Origin of the sequence: Pistricoccus aurantiacus (assembly GCF_007954585.1) — a bacterium.
GTDB lineage: Bacteria > Pseudomonadota > Gammaproteobacteria > Pseudomonadales > Halomonadaceae > Pistricoccus > Pistricoccus aurantiacus.
Map to the genome: position 1 here is coordinate 744554 of NZ_CP042382.1, position 19773 is coordinate 764326.

Below are 19773 nucleotides of genomic sequence, written 5' to 3' on the forward strand. Positions count from 1 at the left end.
ATGAATACCTTTGACCGTTGAGCGCTGCTGATTTAAGCAACTCATGGGTCGACGCTGGTTTATTTCGTGGACGAGCCTTGGGAAGCGCTTCGCGCCGCTGGCGCGCTATAGGTCGGAGTATCGGCGAAAGGTGCCGGGGGATTCCACTGCTGCAATCCGTAGAAGACCCCGAAGATCATGATCACGATCAGCAGCACCCAGATCCAGGTAGGGGTCGGTGCCGGGGTTTCCGCCCGGGAGGGCTCCCAGTGGGCTTCGCCGGCACCGCCATAGGAGTTGACCAGGATCGGAATCTTGCCTTCCAGGATATCGTTGTCGCTGAGGCCGTTGATGGCAATGCCCGGACCGTTGCGCACCTCGAAGGTGATATGCCTGACGCCTTTCTGGCCGCCGGCGTCGTAGGCCTCGATACGCAGGGTATGAGGGCCATCATCGAGGACCGTGGTATCCAGTTGGAAACGCACCGGGGAGCGATGGCTGATGATGGGCTCCTCGCCGCCATCGAGGAAGATATCGGTGCGGGTCTGATCGTTCATGGCTTGTCCTCACCCTTATCCTTCAGGATGCGCCGTTTGATATGCTGGTCTTGTCGTTCGCCGGGCCTCAGAAAGCATTTGATGCAATAAGCGGTGACGAACAGCACGATGAGTCCCCCACCAACGACCAGCAATTTGTCTATCAGTCCGACTCGGTCGACGAACTCGGCGGCTTGGACCTGTATCGTTAGCAGGCAAGCTGTCATCAGCATGACGAGAAGTACGCCGCGCATCATTTCTCTCCTGCCTCGCGTCGGCCGGCAACATCCTCCGCGGTTGCTGCGGGCGCATCGTTACCCCAGCTGGTGCGCTCGTGGTTGACGATGGCGGCGATCTGATCGTCGTCGAGCTGATCGGCGAAGCCGGGCATAGGCGAAGCGTACTCGGTGCCGTCGATAGTCCTGCCCTGGGCGCCATGCAGGATGGTGTCGATATGCTCGCCAGGATCCTCCGCCAGCACCAACGAATTCCCCGCCAGGGGCGGGAAGGTGCCTGGAAGGCCCTGACCATTGGCCTGATGGCAGCTGGCGCAGTTATTGGCGTAAAGCGTGTCGCCTTTCGCGCCGGCTTGTCCCTCGCTTTCTTCCGCCGGGACGCCTTTCTGGTCCGTTTCGGCTGAGGCTTCCTGAGTTGTGCCGCCGGCGCCTTCAATGGGAATCTGGCGCAGGGCAAGCAGGTAGGCCACCAGCGCCTGTCCTTGCTCGGTGGGCACGACCTTGCCGTCTTCCGGCGCATAGGCTTCAGGGATGGTCACCACTGGTGCATCGCCCTCGGTGCCGGTAGCCGGTTCGAAGAGCCAGGGATAGGCAGGCATGATCGAATCCTTGACTACCGCACGAGGATTGTAGAGGTGCAGGTATTGCCAGGTTTCGCTGGATTGCCGGGCGCCGATATTGGAAAGATCCGGGCCGGTGCGGGCGCTGCCCAGTACCGCCGGCGAGTAGGGGCGCCAGACATCCATAGGGCCAAGCAGGGCGTAGTCCGCCGCGGCAGTAGGCCGCCCCCAGGGCTGATCCATGGGCAAAGGGCGCACCTGCTGGGTATGGCAGGCCACGCAGCCTTCGGCGATATAGACTTCAAGCCCCCGTTGCTCGAGGTCCGACAGCGGTTCGGCCTCCGGCAGCGGTTCGGTATTTTGCTGCATCCACTGAGCCGGAAGGATGGCGATGATGAAGGCAAGACCGATGAAACCGAAGAAAATCGTGCCCAGCAGCAGCCAATGGTTGCGATGGAAGTTCATGCCGCCGCCTCCGCCGCCAGGGGCTGGCGCGACTCGTGACGAACGGGACGCATGCACCAGAGATTATAGGCGAAGATCAGGTGTGACAGGAACATCAGGCCGCCGCCCAGGGCACGCCATAGCCAGAAGGGCGCCATCATGGTCACGGAGTCGATGAAGGCGTCGCCGGCCATCCAGCTCATGCCCTGCATCGTGCCGCCGATCATCAAGGCAATGGTGTAGATGGCCACCCCGACGAAGGCAAACCAGAAATGCACGCCGGCCAGAAAATGCGACGGCTCGCGCCCGGTCAGGCGAGGCAGTAGACCATAGATACCGCCCCATATCAGGAAGACGACGAAGCCGTACATGGTCAGATGCGAGTGGGCGACGGTGAAATTGGTGAAATGCCAGACCCGATTCAGAGAGCGAAACGCCTCGAAGGTGCCCTGCAGGGAGAACAGAAAGTAAGCGATCACCCCCACCAGGATAAAGGGCAGGCTGTAGCTGCGCGCCACGGTGCGAAAGCTGCCCTTCATGGTCATCAGGAAGTTGCCGGTGCCCGCGGCGAGGGTGACGATCATGCCCACGCTGAAGATGATCGCCACAGTCTGTAGCCACCAAGGGGTCGGCGCGAAGATGAAATGATGAGCGCCGATCATGCTGTAGAAGACCATCTGGGTCCAGAAGGCCAGCACCCCGAGAGAGTAGGAGTAGATCGGCTTGTTGAGCAGCTTGGGCAGAAAGTAGTAGGTCAGTCCCAGCACCATGGGCGTGAACCACATGCCTACCCCCATGTGCATGTAGAAGCCCTGAATCACCGTCTCGCTGATGCCGGTCTGCTGATAGACGGGCACATAGGCGATCACCATCAGCGCCACCGTCCACAGGAAGCCACCCATGATGTACCAGTTGGAGATGTAGATCTCCTCGATGGCGCGACCGGCGATGGTGCGAATCATGTTGTAGGTCACCAGTATCACGCCCAAGGCGAAGGTGCCTTGCACCGGCCAGATGTACTCGCGATATTCCTGGCCGCCGTTGTTGATACCGGACATCAGCAGCAGATCGCCCACCAGCACGGCGGCGTTGATCAGCCCGAGACTGACCCAGGCCAGCGGCAGGCTGTGCAGCCGCCGCCGGCTGGTCTTGGGCACCACATAGAGTGTCAGGGCGATCATTGCCAGGGACGCCCAGCCCCAGAACACCGTATTGGTATGTACCGGGCGCAGACGACCGTAGGAAAGCCAGGGAACATGATCGATGTCCGGGGTCGCGAACTTGAGACCCAGATAGGCACCGACCAGCGTCCCCACCAGCAGCCAGAGAGTCGCACTGCCGAGATAGGCGTAGATGAGGCGGGTGGAAGCGGTATCCCGGTCGGGAGCGACCTCGACCGCCGTCTTGGTGACCACCGCGGAACGGCTTGCGGGAAGCAGGGACGCCGGATTCGCCATGACGCACCTCGACCATTCGACAATAAGATGTTTTTTAAATACTTCTTAAAGCCTAGTACTACAGTTGTAACTGAACAAGCTACAATGCATGTGATTGATATGGAAGCGATCATTGGGTGAAAGATGCAAGAACTGGATCTCTCTGTCTCAGCATTGTTGGATGACCTGGCCGATCGGTTAGGCCCGCTCTTTCCGCGTTCTGAGACGCGCGATCGTGCCCTACGCTACCTCCAGGGGCTGATCAGTCAGTGCGAACGTAAGAATAGCTGGCATCTTGCCGAGTGGCTCGGGGATGCCACCCCGGATGGGGTGCAGTACCTGTTGGATCGTGCCCGCTGGGATGCGGAGGCGGCACGCGATGTCCTTCGCCAATGGGTCATCGATACACTGGGCTCCAATGAGGGTGTCCTGGTCCTGGACGAGACCGGCTTTATCAAGAAAGGTCAGCACTCGGCCGGCGTACAACGCCAGTACAGTGGCACCGCCGGCCGTATCGAAAATAGCCAGATCGGCGTCTTTCTTCTCTATGCCAGTCCGGCAGGGCATGCCTTCCTGGATCGCGCCTTGTACTTGCCCAAATCCTGGACACAGGACCGCGAGCGTTGTCGGCGTGCTGGCATCCCTGATGATGTCGAATTCGCCAGCAAACCTGAGCTCGCTCGTCGGATGCTAGAACGTGCGCTGGACCAAGGGATACCCGCCGCTTGGGTGACGGGGGATAGCGTCTATGGCGGCAACCGCAGCCTGCGCCTATGGCTGGAGGAACGGTCGCAACCCTTTGTTTTAGAAGTGGCTTGCGACGAATCCTTATGGTGGCAGAGCTTTCAGTACACGCGAGCTGACGAGATCGCGGCGGCACTGCCGGATGACGCATGGCAGACCTTATCCGCCGGCTCAGGCAGCAAGGGCGAACGCTGGTACGACTGGGCTTTGGTCCCTCTGATGAGGTTGCAGCCTACGGAAGAGACACGCCGCTGGAGACATTATCTCCTGATCCGTCGCAGCCTCTCGACACCGGATGAGCTGGCCTATTATGTGGTCCATGCACCCAGGGACTGGGTGTCGATCGAGACCCTGGTGAAGGTCGCGGGGCAGCGCTGGAAAATCGAGCAGGGTTTTCAGACGGCCAAGGGGCAATGTGGCCTGGATGAGTATGAGGTGAGGCGCTGGGCCAGTTGGCATCGCCACATCACCTTGTCGCTGCTGGCCCACGCCCTGCTGGTGGCGATTCAGCAAGTGAACCAACAGCAAAAAAAACCGCTGCCGACAGGATCCCGTGGACACTCTCCGAGCTCAGGCGGCTAATTGGGAGATGGCTATGGCAAGGACAGCAGGCCTTGTCCCATGTGCTTCATTGGTCGGACTGGCGACGAAAGCACCAGTACCGGGCATGGCAGTGCCACTGTCGGCAGCAGCAAGCCCGGATGGCGGTGCATGAACGATCACGACAATAGCTACGGCTGTAGTACTAGTCACAAGCATCCAATAGCGCAAACGTCGAGCAAATGATCCCATCCGCCAGGGATGACCAGCCTTCGTCATTCAACTCGCCTGAAGAAACTCTCCCATCACCCGATAGGCCCGCGCGCACTCTTCCGGCACCAGGTCTTCCATATTGAGGAAGGCGTGAATCATCGAGGGAAAATGCTCGTGGCGATGGGCGATGCCCTGTTCCTTGAGCCGTTCCACATAGGCCAGGCCCTCGTCGCGCAGCGGACAGAAGCCGGCGGTAATGACCAGGGTTTCCGGCATGCGACCGGTCATTCGCATGAACAGCGGCGAGGCAATGTAGGCATCCCCACCTTCACGGAAATAATTGTCGAAATACCACTGAATACGGTCTTTCTCCAGGAAGTAGCCCCGGCCATTTTCCTGCAGGGAAGGAAACGAGCCGGTGTAATCGACACTCGGATAGACGAGTATCTGACACTTCAGAGAAATATTGGGGTTGTACTGAGCACGGGAGCTGACCGTGGCGGCCAGAGCAGCACCGGCGGAATCCCCGGCCACGCTGAGGATCTTCTGGAAGCGTCGCTCCTTGGCTTTCAGTACCGGCCAGAGATGCTCGAGCACGCCTTCCGCATCTTCTACCGCCATGGGATAGGGACATTCCGGCGCCAGGCGATATTCCACGGACACTATCAGGTTGCCGCTGGCCCGGGCCAGCTTGCGGCAGATTCCATCGTAGACGCTGACGCTGCCCGCCGCATGGCCGCCGCCATGCAGATAGACGCATACCGGCTTGACCTCTTCCGGATTGGGGTCGTAGATGCGAATCGGTACCGGGTAATCGATGGTTTTCACCATGGCGTCGCCGACCCAGGGCAGCTCCGGGCGCTGGGTGACAAGGCCGGCGGTAACGTTGGCAAGGGCTTCCCGGGCTGCGATGGGCGTAAACGTCACGCCTTCCGCGCGCTGTTTTTCCAGCAAGGGGTTGATCTGTTCCAGCCAGGCGGCCAGGGCGGGGTGAAGGGTATCGCTCATGAAAACTCCTTTTCATCAAATCATCGATAGCCTCGTGTATCGATCCGCTGTGCATCGATTAACCATGGATCGATCATCAAAATGCCGCAAGCCCTATTCGCCAGATCGGAAGCTAGATGGATAGAATAGGGTGACAAGACGGATAAAGTCACACCCGAGGAGTCAAGCCGTGCCAGCGGATAGCCTGATTCAAGGCAGTTTTATTCTCGCCGCCCTGGCGGTTGGCGTTCTGCTGACGTATCTGCTGCTGCGTGGCAAGCTGATAAGCCGCGAGGAAACGCTCAAGCATCAGCTTGAAGAGCGGCAGCGGCTCGAGAGCGAGCTTGGCGAATCTCGCCAACTGTGCGCGGCGAAGGAGCAGGCGCTACACGAGGAGCGGCTGACCAACGCAAGACTCTCGAGCCAGTTGGAATCCACCCACCAGACGCTTGCGGACTTCAAGACACAGTTCGCGCAGCTCCAGCAGCAGCATCGTCGGCTGGAGCGGGAAAACTCGGATATCAGAACCCGCCATCAGGAATTGATCACCACGCTCGAACAGCGGGAGCGTCACTTCAAGGAGCAGCTCGCCCTGGTCAACGAAGGTCGCGAACAGCTCAAGCAGGAATTCGAGAACCTGGCCAATGAGGTGCTCGAGCGCAAGGGCAAGAGCTTCAGCGAACTTTCGGAAAGACATATAAGCCACCTGCTGCAGCCCATGCACACCGAGATGAAAGGCTTTCGCGAACGCATCGAGAACCTGCACCATCAGGACACCCAGCAGCAGGCGGCACTGAAGCAAGAGCTAAAGACACTGCAGAACCTCAACCGGGAGATCACCGACCAGGCGGAGCGCCTGACCGAAGCCTTGCAGGGGCAGAAGAAGATTCAGGGCAACTGGGGCGAGCTGATGCTGGAGAACGTGCTGGACGGCTGCGGGCTGCGTCTGGGCAAGGACTACCGGCGCGAGGTCAGCTTCAACACCGAGGATGGCCGCCGGCGCCCGGACGCCATCGTCTATCTGCCCCAGAACAGGCACCTGGTGATCGACGCCAAGACCTCGCTTTCCGCCTATGTGCGCTACGTCAACAGCGACGAGGATATCCAGCGCGCCCAGGCCCTGGCGGATCACTGCCGCGCGGTGAGCGATCGCATCAACGAACTGGCGGACAAGCACTACTACGATCTGCCCGGACTCAACTCCCCGGAAGTGGTGGTCATGTTCATCCCGGTGGAATCCGCCTATGTAGAGGCCATCAAGCACGACGAGACCCTGTATCAGCGGGCCATCGAGAACAATGTGCTGGTCGCCACCCCCACCACCCTGCTGACCAGCCTGAACATCGTCCGCCAGCTGTGGCGTTTCGAGGACCAGAGCAAGCACAGCGTGGAGCTCGCCAAGCGCGCCGAAGGTTTCTACAACAAGCTGCGCACCTTTCTGGAAAGCATGCAGGACGTGGGCAAGCGCCTGGACGGCGCTCGCTTGAGCTTCAATCAGGCCATGGGCCAGTTCTCCACCGGCAAGGGCAATCTGCTCAAGCAGGCCAGCGAGTTTCAGGAGCTCGGCGTCTCGGTGAAGAAGGAGTTGCCCGCGGAACTGGTGGAACGCGCCCGCATGGAACTACCGCAGCGGCTCGAGCATAGTCGAGACGAAGACCAGCCGGCGGAGAAGGTCTGAGCCATCCCCATGCGCCTGGACTATCAAGGCCCCTGGCCGGAACCCATCGGTTTTCTATTGCTGCCGCGCTTTTCAATGATGGCGTTCTTTTCCGCGGTGGAGCCACTGCGTATCGCCAATCGCGTCGCCGAGCGAGAGCTGTTTTGCTGGCACGTGATCAGCCAGGACGGCGAACCGGTCAGCGCCAGCAATCGCATGACCCTGCTCGCGGATGCCTCTTTGGAGACGGCGCCGTCACTCCCCAGCCTGGCGGTGTGCACCAGCTTCGACCCGGAAGCCGCCCTGAACCGCCGGCTGATCCGCTGGCTTCATCACCAGGCCCAGCAGGATTGCGCCCTGGGCGGTATCGATACCGGCTGTTTCATTCTCGCCCAGGCCAGGCTGATCAAGCCTCGGCAGCGGGTGACCATGCACTGGGAAAGCCTGCCGGCCTTTCGCGAACGTTTTCCCGAGATCGACGCAGTCGAATCACTTTATGAGGTAAGCCACGATGGCTTTTCCTGAGCCGGGGGCACCGCCGCCATGGACATGACCCTGGGGATGATCGCTCGGCGTCATGGCGACAACTTGGCCGCCCTGGTCTCCGAGCAGCTGATCCACGAACGCATGCGCACCCCCCAGGACCATCAGCGCCTGGCCCTGGCCCAGCGGCTGGGCACTCATCGTCATGGACTGGTGGAGGCAGTGGCGTTGATGGAGCGACATATCGAGGCGCCCCTGGCCCTCAGCGAGATTGCCGCCCGGGTGGGTATTTCCCTGCGCCAGCTGCAGCGGCTGTTCGAGCAGGAACTGGCCCGGCGACCCCGGGATTTCTATCTGGAGCTGCGTTTGACCCGGGCGCGCCGGCTGCTGGCGGAAACCGACCATGACATTCTCAGCATCGCCCTGGCCACCGGCTTCGGCGCCGCCTCCAGCTTTTCCCGGGCCTACAAGCGCCGCTACGGCGTGAATCCTCGGCAGCATCGCCATCCGGATTGACGCTTTCGGTCAAACAAGCGTCGCCTTGAGTACAATCAGGCGCGTCTCGGCCCGGCATCCTGACGGCTGATTCCAGCCATCAGAGAGATCCACTCCATGAGCCAAGCCAACCTTCCCCTTACCCCGGACTACGACGCCTGGCCCGTCGAGGTATGGCCCGCCGAGGTCAGCCACGACGAGCGCCTGCTCACCCTGCGCTGGCAGGACGGCCGGGTGAGCCGCTATCACAGCGTCTGGCTGCGGGAGAACGCCGCGGACGACAGCACAGTCAATCCCTCTACTCGGGAGCGTATCCTGGATCTCTCGACGCTCGGCGAATGGCCGACGATCACGAGCGCGACGCTGGACGAACAGGGAGCGCTTGTCGTCACCTTCACCCCGGAGAACCGCACCCTGCGCTTCCACCCGGGCTGGCTGCGGGCGAATGACTACTCCAATCTCGAGTCGCCGGACGCGCCCCTGGTGCCGGTGACCACCTGGACCGGCGAAGAAATGTCGGAGCCCATTAGCCTGGATGCCGGCGGCTGGCTGACTCATAAGAATGCCCATGCAGAAGACGATCCGGCCTTCGAGGCACTGCTGCGGGAGGCCTTGGAAGCAGTGCTCGGTTACGGCCTGGTGCGGCTGCGCAACCTGCCAACCGAGCCCGGCACCCTGGCGCGTATCGCCGAGCGTATCGGACCGATGAGGGATACCAACTTCGGCACCCTCTTCGACGTCAAGGCCAAACCGGACCCGGACTCCAACGCCTACACCTCCATCGCCCTGCCCTTTCACGTGGATCTGCCCACCCGGGAATACCAGCCTGGGCTGCAGTTCCTGCACTGCCTGGAGAACAGCGTTGAAGGCGGCCAGGCGGTGATGGCGGACGGCTTCGCCATCGCCGAGGCGCTGCGCGAGGAGCATCCCGAGGCCTTCGCCACCCTGACTCGGGTCAAGTGGTGCTACGCCAATACCGCCAAGGTGACGGACTACGTTTGGTTCGACCCGATGATCAAGCTTGACGACCAGAGCCGTCTGCTCGAGGTGCGCATCGCCGACTTCCTGCGCGGCCCCTTGATGGCCCCTTTCGAGGATATCGAGCACGCCTATGACGCCCTGATGCAACTGCAGCGGATGCTCAAGGAACCCCGCTTCGCCCAGCGCTTTACCTATCGCCCCGGCGACCTGGTGATCTTCGACAACCGCCGCCTGCTTCACGCCCGGGACGCCTTCGAAGGCAGCTCCGGCCACCGCTGGCTGCAGGGCTGCTATATGGAACGGGACGAGATCCGCTCTCGGCTGCGCATGCTGTGGCGAGCCGAGCGCCGGCGGCGGGTCGAGGCGCTCGATCAGCTACGGCAGGAAAATGCATCCGAGAGCGCGCTTCAGGAACTGGCCGACCAGGCTCAGGATCTGGGCATGGGCTACTGATGCGCTTGGCGACCACCAAGCTGTCCGCTGTACGCCCGAGACATCTTCAAAGGTAGCAACGGTCACTGCTCCTAACTCTTGTAAGCGCCTTCTCTAGTGTGTATTTTTATACACAAAAGAAGAATGACGATGAAGCGATACAGCAGTCGAGAACTGATCAAGATGCTCAAGGCTGACGGTTGGGAGCCGGTCGCGGTTGCCGGCTCGCACGATCAGTTCAAGCATCCTGACAAACCCGGCCGCGTCACCGTCCCCCATCCCAGGAAAGACCTGCCCACGCCGACGATTCGCAGTATCTTCCGCCAGGCCGGCTGGCAGCAATAGGAGGATCTCATGGCGCACTATATTGCTTTGCTGCATCATGAAGACGATGCCTATGGCGTCGTCTTTCCCGACTTCCCCGGTTGCGTCAGCGCCGGCGACAACTTTGAAGATGCTCTTCGCATGGGCGCCGAAGCACTGGCCTTTCATGTGGCCGGCATGCAGGAAGACGGTGAGGCGATTCCCGCCCCACGTAGCCTGGAGCAGATCAAGGCCACCGGTGACGACTGGATCGAATGGGATAATGCTCTGGTCACCCTGATACCGCTGCTGCCCCCGCCGGATATCTCCGAGCGCGTCAACGTCACCCTGCCCAAACGGTTGCTGGTCCAGATCGACGCCATCTCGCGCAATCGCTCCGGCTTTCTCGCCCAGGCGGCCGCCGAGGCGCTGCGCCAGCGGAGTTCGTGAAAGCCAATCCCCTGCTTCGCGCCTCAGGGTCGCCAGCGTAGCGGATGTGTCTCACGCAGCACGCCGTCCTCGTCCCAATCCGCCCAACCGCTGAAAGGGAGTGGCGCTTCCGTCTCGAGCTGTGTCAGGCGCCGTGCCCAGCGTGTTTTATCGGCCTCCAGTTGGCATCGAAAACTCGCTTCCGCCTGATAACTCAGCCCGCCGCCTTGGACCCCATAGGTCAGCTGTGGCGCAAGCACCTCGAAACCGACGTAATAGAGCGAGCAATGAATGGGCCACATCAGGGTCGTGATGTCGGCGCTACGTCCGAATCGCGAAAAGGTCGCGGCGGGAGCGCCGGTGGTTACCGAGCAGAGCGCGCGGCGCCCGCGTAACGGGCCGCGATCGAAGCGACGACTTCCCGAGTAAAGGCCGCCGTAGACAAACACTCGGTCGAACCAGCCCTTGAGCATGGCGGGCTGTGCATGCCACCACAGCGGAAACTGCAAAATCACTAGATCGGCACGCCACAGCCGATCGATTTCATGTTGTATCTTTCCTGGTAACGTATTGCTTTCGAAATGATGGCGCTGTTCGGTCAGTGCCGAGAAGACCTCGGCGTCTGCGCGTGTCGTAAAATGCCCGGGCCGTTCCACCGGATCGAAATTCTCCGCGTAGAGATCGGCAACCTCGACCGTATGGCCCTCATTCTCGAGAACCTCGATCGCGACATCCTTGAGCGCGGCGTTGAAGGAATGGGGTTCGGGATGACAGTACAGGATTAAAACGTGCAGCATGGTAATTCCCGATAGCTGCAAACGCCGCTTGCATTATTGAAAACCAATGACCGAATTGACGACTCGCTGGAATGACCTGCCGCTGGTGCAGGCAATCGCCGAGACCGGCTCGCTCTCCGGTGCGGCGCGGCGACTGAATGTGAGTCACGCGACCGTCTTTCGCCGCTTGGGCGAGCTGGAGCGGCGCCTTGGAGTGCGCTTGTTCGAACGCTCGCGCAACGGCTACATGCCGACGCCAGCCGGGGATGATCTGGCAGTAACGGCAGCACGCGTCGCCGACGAGATCGCCGGTGCCGAGCGTCGCCTATTGGGGCGTGACTTGACGCTATCCGGCACTTTGCGTACTACCACTACCGATACGCTGTTGATGGGATTGCTGACGCCGATTCTCGCCGATTTTCAGGCGGCGCATCCGCGCATCGTTCTGGAAGTCGTCGTTGCCAACCGCCCTCTTAACCTAAGCCGTCGCGATGCTGACATCGCCATCCGTCCCGGCAATTCGCCTCCCGAAACACTGATAGGGCGACGAGTCGGGCGCCTTACACAGGCGGTATACGAGCCTAGTAATAGCGGTGATGAAGCATTGCCTTGGGTGGGACCCGATGTGCATCTTGGCTATCCGGCACTAGAAGCATGGATGATGCAGCAAGGTGCCGACGCGCATACCGTCTACAAAGTCGACAGTATGCTCGGCATGTTGGCAGCGGTGCGCGCGGGCTTGGGACAGGGCGTGTTGCCTTGTTATCTCGCCGATGCCGAGCCGACGTTGCGTCGTCGGAGCGCCATGATTCCCGAGCTGACCATTGACCTGTGGCTGCTTACCCATCCCGACCTACGCCGTACGGCACGTGTACGCACCTTCTTTGAGGTCGTTGCTCAGGCCATTGAGGCGCGAAATGCGGTGCTGTTGGGTGAGCACCCTTGGTAGGGCCCATGCGTTGAGTTCCATTATGGAACCTTGTGCTCTACGCTACATCCAAGGTGATAACCATGGGAGGACCTGAATATGGCACAGACGGTCAAGCTCAGTGACGACGAACTATTGGAAGCGGCCAAGATCAAGAAGGATCACTTTTCTCGATCACTGAATGGCCAGATCGAGTACTGGGCGCGGCTGGGTAGATTCGTGGAGGAATCCGGCCTCTTCGATCTGCATAAGGTGAATCTGGCTTTTCAGGGCAAAATTCCGGTGGAAGATCTGACTCCCGAGGAACAGCACACCCATGCTTGGCTCTTGTGGCAGAGCCTGGAGGAGCTGGACGGCTCGGACGACAGCACTCTACGCGAGATTAAATAGGCTGGGACAACCGCTTACGGGCTAAACAAGCTGTCTCAATGACCATCCAATATTCTCGTTACATGACTTACCCCAGCCCCCGCCCCGCGCTTTATCCCAACCCCCGCCCCGCGGTCACACTGGGCCGTTCGCCGAAGCGTGCCTGATAGGCACGGGAGAAGTGCGCCAGGTGGGTAAAGCCGGTGGCCAGGGCCGCTTCGGTAACCTGGCAGCGGCTGTCGGTGAGGATGCGCCGGGCCTGGTCCAGGCGCATGCCCAGGTAGCACTGCTTGGGGGTTTCGCCGAACTGGGCCTGGAACTGGCGGGTCAGCTGGCGCTGGGACTGGCCCACCAGCCGGCAGATCTCGGGAATCGGCAGCGTCTGGCCGAGATGCGCTTCCATGATCGCCAGGGCGCTGGCCACCGCCCGGGGCAGATGCGCCAGACGCTCCCGGGCCTTGTGTAGTTCGCCTTCCGCAGCGCGCTGGTGCACCAGTTGGCGACTCACCGCCTCCGCCAGGGCCGGGCCATAATCCCGCTCGATCCACTGCAGCATCATGTCGATACCCGCGGCGCCACCGGAGCCGGTGGGACAGGGCTGATCGAAGATGAAGTCCGCCTGGCTGACCTCGATTTGCGCGAACTCCTCTCGGAAGGCCGGCACGCTCTCCCAGTGCAGCGCCACCGGCTGCTGATCGAGTAGCCCCGCCCGAGCGAGGATAAAGGGGGCGGTATCCAACCCACCGACCCGCCCACCGAAAGCCGTGATCTGACGCAGCACGGCGCGATCGCCGGCGGTCACCCTGGCCTCCGCCTCGTAGGAGGACACCACCATCAGCAGTTCGCTGCACTCCAGTAAGCTCAGCCGATCGTCCACCTCGATACGCACCCCGTTGCTGGCCACCACCGGCTCGCCGCTGCTCGACAGCAGGCGCCAGGCGAACAGCTCTCGCCCGAAACGATTGGCCACCCGCAGGGGCTCCAGCAGGCAGAACAGGGTCAGCATGGAGAACTTGGGCACCAGCCAGACATCCACGGTATGTTCCGCCTCTCCCGGCGCGGGCACCGGGGGCAAATCCGGGCGTGGATAAGGCCAAGGATGAACGATCGGCTCGGTCATGGCGAAAAATAGCGCTTATATGGCGAAAAAGATCAAAACCATTTCTCAGTATAGCACTAGGGTAAGGCGATATTATCGAGGTACATCTATAGAGGTTGCCGCCATGACCCTTTCCGCCACCCCTACGTTACAGGCTCAGGGACGCCGTCTAAGGCTGCGCACCCAGGACTGCGAGCGCCAGTTCGCCGCCCTGTGGCTGCGGGAGCGCGCCCCGGACAGCGAGACCCTGGACCCCCAGACCGGTCAGCGGCTGATCGAGGCCGCCCAGCTGCCGTTGGATCTGACCATCGAGGACGCCAGGCTCGAAGCGGATCGGCTGCGGCTGCGCTTCAGCGACGGCCATGACACCGCCTTCGACCTGAATGCCCTGCTAGAGGCCGGCGAGGCCGTGCGCACGGATATTCCCGCGGGCCTGACCCTGTGGGATTCGCGCCTGGAACGCCTTCCGGAGGCGGATTTCGCCGCCGCCCTGGAAAGCGACGCGCGGCTGCTGGAAATGCTGGAGGATCTGCACCGCTACGGCTTCGTGCGGGTGCGCGGCGTGCCCACGGAGGAAGACGGCATGCAGGCGCTGATCGATCGCATCGGCCCGCTGCGGCGCACCAACTGGGGCGGCATCGCCGACGTCAAGTCCGTGCCGCAGGCATACGACCTGACCATGACCCAGCGCGGCCTGGAGCCCCACACGGACAACCCCTATCGCGATCCGATCCCCGGCTATATCTGGCTGCACTGCCTGACCAACGCCGCGGAGGGCGGCGACAGCACCCTGGTGGACGGTTTCAAGGCGGCCCAGCGGCTGCGGGAAGAGGCGCCGGAGGATTACGCCTGCCTGACCCGGCTCGCCACGGAATTCTTCTACACTGACCAGACGACCCGGCTTGCCGGCGAGGGGCCGCTGATCGAACTCGATAGCCAGGGCCGGCTGCATCGGGTGCGCTTCTCCAACCGCACCGAACGTATCCCCGCCCATGATCCCGAGGTGCTGGAGCGCTACTACGCCGCCCGGCAGCGTTTCTATGAACTGATTACCTCGGACGAGCTGACCGTGCATCTCAAGCTCGACCCGGGGGAGATGCTGATCATGGACAACTACCGGCTGTTCCACGGCCGCACCGCCTTTCAACTGGAAGGCGGTGTGCGCCATCTGCGCCAGGGCTATGTGGACCGGGACAGCACCGCCAGCCGCCGTCGGGTCTTATTCTCGCAACTACGGGCCCCTCAACTACAGACCCAGCCAGCCACTGCGCCAAAAGAGAAGGAGGAGCTGCAATGAGCCAAGCAACCTTCAAGCGTTTCGACGAAAGCCGTGTCGAGGACTGGAAGATCATCGACGCCCACTTCCAGGCGTATCAGAACGACGCCAGCCGCCGGGTGCTCGAACACCTGCTGCGTCTCAAGGGCGACAACCACGGCTACCCGGTGGATCGCTTCGAACACAGCCTGCAGACCGCCACCCGGGCGCTGCGGGACGGCGCCGACGAGGAAACCGTGGTCTGCGCCCTGCTCCACGATATCGGCGACGACCTGGCCCCGGCCAATCACGCCGAAATCGCCGCGGGGATTCTCGAGCCCTTCATCGACCCGCTCAACACCTGGATGATTCGCCATCACGAGCTGTTCCAAGGCTATCACTATCGCCACTTCTATGGCCTCGACCCGGAGGCGCGGGAGCGGTATCGCGACCATCCCGCCTACGCCCGCACCGTGCGCTTCTGCGACGACTGGGACCAGCGCTCCTTCGATCCTGACTACGATACCCTGCCTCTCGAGCACTTCGTGCCTATGGTGGAGCGCATCATGAGCCGGGTGCCCTTCGGCGACGCTCCAACCGTCCAGGATAAGGAAAGCGCATGATCACCTGTGCCCAGCGCCTGCTCGATCTGCTGGAAGCCTACGGGGTCGATACCCTGTTCGGCATCCCCGGGGTGCATACCATCGAGCTCTATCGCGGCCTCGAAGGCCGAACGCTGCACCATGTCACCCCGCGCCACGAGCAGGGCGCCGGCTTTATGGCGGACGGTTATGCCCGGTCCACCGGCAAGCCCGCCGCCTGCTTCATCATCACCGGCCCGGGCATGACCAATATCGCCACCGCCATGGCTCAGGCGCTGGCGGACTCCATTCCCATGCTGGTGATCTCCGGGGTCAACCGCCGGGCTACAGCACCTTGCAATCCGGGGACAGCGATGTGTTTCTCGGCGGCTGGCTGCCCGCCCAGCAGAAGATCTACGACGCCGCCATGCAGTCCGACGCCATCGTCGATCTGGGCAACAATGTCGAAGGGGCGCGCATGGGCTTCGCGGTGCCCGGCTACGTGCATGACGCCGGCATCACCAGCGCGGAACAACTGAACGAGCCGGAGAATCGCGAGCGCTTCGGCGCCGAGTTCTACTCCATCGAAAGCGGCTCCACCGTCGGCGAAGCGATCCATGACGCCGCGGATAACGACGTCTACGGCCTGGGAGACTGGGACATTCGTGAATCCTCCACCGCCGGCATGCTGGCGGAGGTGGACGCTGCCTATCGCGACCAGCGCTGGATCGCCTTCTACGGCTGGACGCCCCACTGGATGGCTCCGAAGTACGACATGGTCATCCTCGACGATCCGGAAAGCGTCTACGGCCGGGAAAACGGCAAGAGCGATATCCGTACCGTGGTGCGTCGCGACTTCAGCGAGGCCAACCCCAACCTGACCAGGTTTCTCGATCAGGTGGTGTTCAGCGCCGAGGAACAAAGCCAGTTCATCGACGAGTTCAGCCAGCAAGGCAAGGATCTGGAAGAGGTCGCCGAGCAGTGGATCGAATCCAACCCCGAGCAGGTTCAGAGCTTCCTCGAGGGCGTGACCACCCGGGACGGCGAACAGCCGACCATCGAGTGAGCCGTTTGCGCAGTGCTTGAAGAGCGAGCAATTTATCGATAATCGCTGGGGGCTGGCCGACTGTCGAGAGATCAAGCATGTGATTGGGCCTAGAGGCTGAGTTGATCTATCCTATTCTTCTGGATTAGGAATATTCCCAGCTGAGCAAGGAGCCATCATGCAACATCTACTTAAAGCCGCCGTTTTTGCTGCTCCATTTCTTCCGGCGAGCTGGATTTCGACAGCCTAATGAACGCCTATATGGAATTCTTCGGCACCGATGATCAACCTAACCTGCCTGCCCGCTCCGCGGTACCGGTGCCGCAACTGGCCAACCCCGGCTGGCTGATCGAGATCGAGGTCATCGCGGCGAAGTAGGTCGGCACCTATTCCATCGACGTCAGCAGGGATGCGGTCTTGCATGCAAAAACTTGGCCGTTAGCGTCATCGATGGCGCTAGTCACGACTATTCCTGGATGAACGGAGGCAACGATTGGCGCAGAGTCGGGCCGATTCAGAACGAACAGACCATGACTTGACCGGGGGTTCGACCCGCTGGCGCGTTCTGGCGGTGCTGCTGGCTGCCATCGCCATGTCGTTGATCGGCGTCAGCATCGTCAACGTTGCCCTGCCCTCTATCCAACAGGGCCTGGGGGCCACACAGTCCGATCTACAATGGGTGTTGTCCGGCTATGCCCTGACCTTCGGCGTGGTGCTGGTCGCCGCCGGTCGCGCCGGTGACATCATGGGTCGCGGCGGAATCTTCATCATCGGGGTCGCGGTGTTCACGGTGTCTTCCATTGCCTCAGGCCTCGCCCCGGATGCTGACTGGCTCAATATCGCCCGGTTTATACAAGGCGTCGGCTCGGGGCTGCTGAGCCCTCAGGGCGTCGGCATGATCCAGCAGTATTTCCGCGGAGCCGAGCGCGGAAAGGCGTTCGGCTACTTCGGCAGCACGGTCGGCGTGGCGGTGGGCATCGGTCCGGTGCTGGGCGGACTGCTGATCGAGCTCGGTGGTCCCGACTTCGGCTGGCGCCTGACGTTTCTGGTCAATGTGCCCATCGGTATCGCCGCCATCATCATGGCATTTGTCTGGTTCCCGAGGCCATTGTTCAGCCAGGGAACGAAGGCCGCCAAGAGCATCGAGCACCGAGTACTGCATGTCTTCCGCTCCTTGGATCCGATCGGCTCGGTGCTGCTGGGGCTTGCGGTATTCGCCATCCTGTTCCCTTTCATGGAGTCGCGAAGCTCGGCGTTTACCTGGCTGCTGTTCCCGCTGGGACTCGCGCTGGTCGCGGTCTGGGTCTGGTGGGAGCGACACTACGCCCGCCTGGGCCGCAGTCCGATGGTCGATCTGAGCATCTTCTCCACCCGCAGTTTCGCCAACGGCACCCTTATCATGACCCTGTACTTCACGGGAATGACCAGCATCTGGGTGCTGGTGGCACTGTATCTCCAGCAGGGCCTGGGGAAGTCCGCCCTCGAAGCCGGCCTGGTCGGTATCCCCGCGGCTTTCATTTCGGCGTTCGCCGCCAACTGGGCCGGCCGGCGGGTGATGACCTATGGTCGCAAGGTGGTCATAGGCGGGCTGCTTTGCGGCATCGCCGGCCTCGCCGCGAGTATCGCGGTCGTCCTGCTGCAACAAGACGGCCACCTGAGTATATGGTGGCTTCTGCTGTCGCTATCGTTGATCGGCGTGGCGCAAGGCTCCGTCGTCAGCCCCAACCAGGCGCTGACCTTGGCGGAGGTTCCGCTGAAGTACGCGGGCAGTTCCGGCGCCATCATGCAGACCGGCCAGCGCATCGGCACCTCCATCGGCATCGCCGTGATCACCGCGGCGGTCTTTGCCGCCCTCGATATGACCTCCTGGCCGGTCGCCGTTTCCCTCGGCTTCGGCCTGATCGGGCTTATCATGTTCAGCGCGCTCGCGGTCGCGTACAAGGATTTACGGGATCGAGCGAAAGCAACCGACGATCAGACTTCTCGCGATAAAAGATCGTGACGAAACCAGACAAGCCACCGTCCCTCCCTTGGTAACGCTACGGCTTGCCCTTCCTGGGCAAGCCTCAACAGTGCCGGCTCCGTTCGCGATACAGGGATGCACGCATGCTGCTGGCGCTGATGATGTGAGACTTCCGGAACGCTTTATCGAAACGCCTGCGACTTTGAGCCCGTTTATCGCACGATCCCTTTCCTGCTGACAAAATGCTACAAAATACAGCTTACAATCTAAATGATAATTACTATTATTTGTTTTGCGTTTAGCGGTTCCAATAGCAGGCCAGGTAGCAAAAAACCCTTAGCCCGGCCCAGCTTCTGGTATGACGCTAGACGCCTAGTATTAGCTCAGAAACGCTAATCGCCATACTTAAAAGGAGCCTGAAATGGCTATTGAGAATCAAGGCAACGGATTGATCTTCGGTACCGACGAGGGAGAAGTGATTTGGGCCAGCAGTCCCGCCATCGTCAGGGCCAAAGGCGGCGACGACGGCGTACGCCTGGGCTACGGCAACGACGTGGCCTACCTCGGCGAGGGTAACGACGTGGCCTACGCGGAAGGCGGTAGCGACGCGGTCTTCGGTGAAGCCGGCGACGACCTGATCTACGGCGGCAGTGGCAACGATTGGCTGGACGGCGGCGAAGGGAACGACTTTCTCTACGGCGGGGAAGACAACGACCAGCTGTTCGGCAACGCCAGCGACGACACCATTCTTGGCATTGCTGGCAACAATGCGCTGTACGGCTCCACCGGCAACGATCTGATCATCGGCGGCACCGGCAGCGACGTGGTGTTCGGCGGTGAAGACGATGACGTCATCGAAGGCGGCGACGGCGATGACTGGCTTTCCGGCGGCTCCGGCAACAATCAGATCCACGGCCAGGGCGGTGACGATGCGGTCTACGGCAGCGCCGATGGCGAGGGCCAGCCGCGGGAAGGCAGCAGCACCGAGCTCTTCTATACCGGCAACGACGGGAACGACACGGTCAACCGGTTCACGCCGGACAATGACCAGGTCATCCTGTCCGCCAATATCAACGACACGGGCATCCAGTCCCTGGAGGATCTGGCGGGCCTGGTGACGGACACGGAAGCAGGCGCCGTGGTCGACCTGGGCGAGCAGACCCAGATCCTGATGGCCGGCATCCCCGCGGACGATATCCTCGCCAACGCAGCCGAGTACATCACCATCGCCTGAGGCAGTTCCTTATCTCTGACGCAAGATAGCAAGCAAGGGCCCGGCGCAGGAAAGGCGTCGGGCCTTTT

22 protein-coding genes and 1 pseudogene are annotated in these 19773 nt (G+C 61.6%); 16 read left to right on the plus strand and 7 right to left on the minus strand.

The genetic code is table 11. The features are described from left to right. Nucleotides 1-59: 59 nt before the first annotated feature. The 4 genes from FGL86_RS03490 to FGL86_RS03505 are packed head-to-tail and all read right to left on the minus strand — an operon-like array spanning nt 60 to nt 3212. Nucleotides 60-536: a cytochrome C gene (locus FGL86_RS03490; protein ID WP_147183297.1), complete on the minus strand. Its 477-nt coding sequence runs from the start codon at nt 534-536 to the stop codon at nt 60-62. After that, a complete protein-coding gene (locus FGL86_RS03495; protein WP_147183298.1) occupies nt 533-772 on the minus strand; it encodes a hypothetical protein in 240 nt (79 codons plus the stop codon). Before FGL86_RS03495 ends, FGL86_RS03490 begins: the two co-directional genes overlap by 4 nt. Then, complete coding sequence (locus tag FGL86_RS03500) at nt 769-1776, minus strand: cbb3-type cytochrome c oxidase subunit II (protein ID WP_147183299.1); 1008 nt, start codon at nt 1774-1776, stop codon at nt 769-771. Before FGL86_RS03500 ends, FGL86_RS03495 begins: the two co-directional genes overlap by 4 nt. Continuing rightward, nucleotides 1773-3212: a cbb3-type cytochrome c oxidase subunit I gene (locus FGL86_RS03505; RefSeq protein ID WP_147183300.1), complete on the minus strand. Its 1440-nt coding sequence runs from the start codon at nt 3210-3212 to the stop codon at nt 1773-1775. The genes FGL86_RS03500 and FGL86_RS03505 overlap by 4 nt, the downstream gene beginning before the upstream one ends. 123 nt (nt 3213-3335) lie before the next feature. Here FGL86_RS03505 and FGL86_RS03510 point away from each other — a divergent pair, with 123 nt between their 5' ends. Then, nucleotides 3336-4517: an IS701 family transposase gene (locus tag FGL86_RS03510; RefSeq protein WP_147183301.1), complete on the plus strand. Its 1182-nt coding sequence runs from the start codon at nt 3336-3338 to the stop codon at nt 4515-4517. A gap of 237 nt (nt 4518-4754) precedes the next feature. Here FGL86_RS03510 and FGL86_RS03515 read toward each other — a convergent pair whose 3' ends face one another. Further along, complete coding sequence (locus tag FGL86_RS03515) at nt 4755-5696, minus strand: alpha/beta hydrolase (protein WP_147183302.1); 942 nt, start codon at nt 5694-5696, stop codon at nt 4755-4757. Nucleotides 5697-5865: 169 nt separating this feature from the next. Between FGL86_RS03515 and FGL86_RS03520 the strand changes: the two genes are divergently transcribed. The 6 genes from FGL86_RS03520 (at nt 5866) to FGL86_RS03540 (ending at nt 10476) form a co-directional block, all read left to right on the plus strand. Continuing rightward, nucleotides 5866-7353: a DNA recombination protein RmuC gene (locus FGL86_RS03520; RefSeq protein WP_147183303.1), complete on the plus strand. Its 1488-nt coding sequence runs from the start codon at nt 5866-5868 to the stop codon at nt 7351-7353. 9 nt (nt 7354-7362) lie between these two features. Then, nucleotides 7363-7857, plus strand: a complete 495-nt coding sequence (locus FGL86_RS18295) for an AraC family transcriptional regulator (protein WP_342780069.1) — start codon at nt 7363-7365, stop codon at nt 7855-7857. An 18-nt stretch (nt 7858-7875) separates the two neighbouring features. Next, entirely contained in the window at nt 7876-8331 is a 456-nt protein-coding gene (locus FGL86_RS18300; RefSeq protein WP_342780070.1) for a helix-turn-helix domain-containing protein, read from the plus strand. Nucleotides 8332-8427: 96 nt separating this feature from the next. Then, the gene (locus FGL86_RS03530) at nt 8428-9744 is read left to right on the plus strand and encodes a TauD/TfdA family dioxygenase (protein ID WP_147183304.1); all 1317 of its coding nucleotides are present in this window, start codon (nt 8428-8430) and stop codon (nt 9742-9744) included. Between the two features lie 129 nt (nt 9745-9873). Then, nucleotides 9874-10068: a type II toxin-antitoxin system HicA family toxin gene (locus FGL86_RS03535; RefSeq protein ID WP_147183305.1), complete on the plus strand. Its 195-nt coding sequence runs from the start codon at nt 9874-9876 to the stop codon at nt 10066-10068. A gap of 9 nt (nt 10069-10077) precedes the next feature. Next, nucleotides 10078-10476 (plus strand): type II toxin-antitoxin system HicB family antitoxin, encoded by a 399-nt coding sequence (locus FGL86_RS03540; RefSeq protein WP_147183306.1) that lies wholly within the window; start codon nt 10078-10080, stop codon nt 10474-10476. Nucleotides 10477-10499: 23 nt separating this feature from the next. Here the strand turns inward: FGL86_RS03540 and FGL86_RS03545 are convergent, their stop codons facing one another. Beyond that, on the minus strand, nt 10500-11252 hold the full coding sequence (locus tag FGL86_RS03545) for an NAD(P)H-dependent oxidoreductase (RefSeq protein WP_342780071.1): 753 nt from the start codon (nt 11250-11252) through the stop codon (nt 10500-10502). 46 nt (nt 11253-11298) lie between these two features. Here FGL86_RS03545 and FGL86_RS03550 point away from each other — a divergent pair, with 46 nt between their 5' ends. Beyond that, the gene (locus FGL86_RS03550) at nt 11299-12180 is read left to right on the plus strand and encodes a LysR family transcriptional regulator (RefSeq protein ID WP_147183307.1); all 882 of its coding nucleotides are present in this window, start codon (nt 11299-11301) and stop codon (nt 12178-12180) included. A 78-nt stretch (nt 12181-12258) separates the two neighbouring features. Continuing rightward, nucleotides 12259-12549, plus strand: a complete 291-nt coding sequence (locus tag FGL86_RS03555; RefSeq protein WP_147183308.1) for a TA system antitoxin ParD family protein — start codon at nt 12259-12261, stop codon at nt 12547-12549. Nucleotides 12550-12640: 91 nt separating this feature from the next. On the opposite strand, the gene FGL86_RS03560 is transcribed toward FGL86_RS03555, so the two are convergent. Next, nucleotides 12641-13648, minus strand: a complete 1008-nt coding sequence (locus FGL86_RS03560; protein WP_147183309.1) for a GlxA family transcriptional regulator — start codon at nt 13646-13648, stop codon at nt 12641-12643. 103 nt (nt 13649-13751) lie between these two features. Here FGL86_RS03560 and tmpA point away from each other — a divergent pair, with 103 nt between their 5' ends. The 7 genes and pseudogenes from tmpA (at nt 13752) to FGL86_RS03595 (ending at nt 19705) form a co-directional block, all read left to right on the plus strand. Further along, a complete protein-coding gene (gene tmpA, locus FGL86_RS03565; RefSeq protein WP_147183310.1) occupies nt 13752-14924 on the plus strand; it encodes a 2-trimethylaminoethylphosphonate dioxygenase in 1173 nt (390 codons plus the stop codon). Further along, nucleotides 14921-15505 (plus strand): HD domain-containing protein, encoded by a 585-nt coding sequence (locus tag FGL86_RS03570; RefSeq protein ID WP_147183311.1) that lies wholly within the window; start codon nt 14921-14923, stop codon nt 15503-15505. Before tmpA ends, FGL86_RS03570 begins: the two co-directional genes overlap by 4 nt. Continuing rightward, nucleotides 15502-15813 (plus strand): annotated as a pseudogene (locus tag FGL86_RS03575) (thiamine pyrophosphate-binding protein); the annotation flags it as partial. The gene FGL86_RS03570 and the pseudogene FGL86_RS03575, both read left to right, overlap by 4 nt. 26 nt (nt 15814-15839) lie before the next feature. Continuing rightward, nucleotides 15840-16529 carry a glycine betaine ABC transporter substrate-binding protein gene (locus tag FGL86_RS03580; protein WP_342780072.1) on the plus strand — a complete coding sequence of 230 codons (690 nt, stop codon included), beginning with the start codon at nt 15840-15842 and terminating at the stop codon, nt 16527-16529. Between the two features lie 228 nt (nt 16530-16757). Beyond that, entirely contained in the window at nt 16758-16886 is a 129-nt protein-coding gene (locus FGL86_RS03585) for a Rid family hydrolase (RefSeq protein WP_147183313.1), read from the plus strand. A gap of 157 nt (nt 16887-17043) precedes the next feature. Then, entirely contained in the window at nt 17044-18510 is a 1467-nt protein-coding gene (locus FGL86_RS03590) for an MFS transporter (protein ID WP_246131721.1), read from the plus strand. 382 nt (nt 18511-18892) lie between these two features. Then, the gene (locus tag FGL86_RS03595; protein ID WP_147183314.1) at nt 18893-19705 is read left to right on the plus strand and encodes a calcium-binding protein; all 813 of its coding nucleotides are present in this window, start codon (nt 18893-18895) and stop codon (nt 19703-19705) included. Nucleotides 19706-19773 lie beyond the last annotated feature (68 nt).